This is a genomic window from Limnospira sp. PMC 289.06 (genome assembly GCF_032350395.1).
In the GTDB taxonomy this organism is placed as follows: domain Bacteria; phylum Cyanobacteriota; class Cyanobacteriia; order Cyanobacteriales; family Microcoleaceae; genus Limnospira; species Limnospira platensis.
In genome coordinates this window covers 1-1,222 of record NZ_JARPLC010000223.1, presented here as the reverse complement: position 1 = coordinate 1,222, position 1,222 = coordinate 1, and the positions used below count along the sequence as shown (strand labels likewise).

1 protein-coding gene is annotated in these 1,222 nt (G+C 42.6%); it reads right to left on the bottom strand.

Annotation, left to right across the window (positions count from 1 at the left end):
* Positions 1-276 precede the first annotated feature (276 nt).
* A complete protein-coding gene (locus P5674_RS23655) occupies positions 277-1,221 on the bottom strand; it encodes a hypothetical protein (protein WP_152088746.1) in 945 nt (314 codons plus the stop codon).
* Between the last annotated feature and the right edge of the window lies 1 nt (position 1,222).

The following is a 1,222-nucleotide window of genomic DNA, read 5'->3' as shown; positions in this document are numbered from 1 at the left end:
CAGCGTTTGATTATCTTGTCGGCGATCGCATCAGGAATGATTGATGCTTTACCAATGCGGTTTTTTTTCATGAATTCGTGTCTGTAGGGAATTTCCCCCAGTTGCCTAGCCGACGAGGTAAAGCGATCGGCTTACCTATATGACTATTGTAGGGTTCGGGCGGGGAGAATATTAGTTTTCGCGCCGACTTGGGGGAAAGTTTGGCGGCGAGCGATCGGATCAGCCTTCTCTATATTTGTTTACTAACCGGTAATACTCTCCCCTATTTTTGTGAATTTACCAATCCTCCCATGGTAAAAACTGCGTTATCTCAAATTCTCCCCCTTGTTTTGGGTCTGTGCTGTTGGGCGTGTAAATGCAACGGCAAAGTCCTAATCCGGGAGCTAAAAAAGAACCTTCAGCTTTAAACAGCAAAATATAGCGAGACAGAGTAGGAGTCAGATTAAAAGCTCCCCCTGTGTCAGGAACTGTAATAACAGAGCATCGATTTGTTATCCATTTTTCAAGATTATCTATGTCAATATGTGAACTCAAAACATTAGAAAACAATGCAACTTGAGATATTGCCATCCACATGGTTTCACGAGGACATAGTAAAATCTCGATATTAGTTCCTTCCTTGATAACAGACGTAGAAATTCCGTCATTCCCAATGTAGGCATAAAGATTATGGGTAATATTAAAAACATATTGTTTACCGGGCAAAAAAGCATCAAATTGCCAGGCTCTAACTGCTCCCTCTGTTGTAGTCCACGTTCCCCAGAACCTATTATAAGTATCTACGTCATCATAATTAACTTGAGAATCAGAACTTATAAACGATGGAAGTTTGTTTATATTGGAATCTAAGGAAATAAACGGTCTAATTGATAAATCTGGGATAGGCATATCGTCCTCTATTTCGCTTCCTATGTTGTAGTCAATTTCCGTATCTTGGCGCACCCAGATAGAGAGAATCTGAGTTGTGGGGCTGCTTGCTAAAACACCAATCCCCCCATCACTCCCATCGGAATAGAAGCCATTTTCAAAAACAGGTAAGGATAAATCAGACCCTACCCACCGAATAGAAAAAGGATTGTCGGCTTGGATGGTGATTTCCCGACGGACTAATAATGGCGTGGCGGGGACTATTTCAATCTCTTCCCCTGCGGTGAGTTGAAAATAACCTGACTTAATATGGCGATAATAAGCGCCGCCGCCCCCGCCACCGGTAGGACGCATT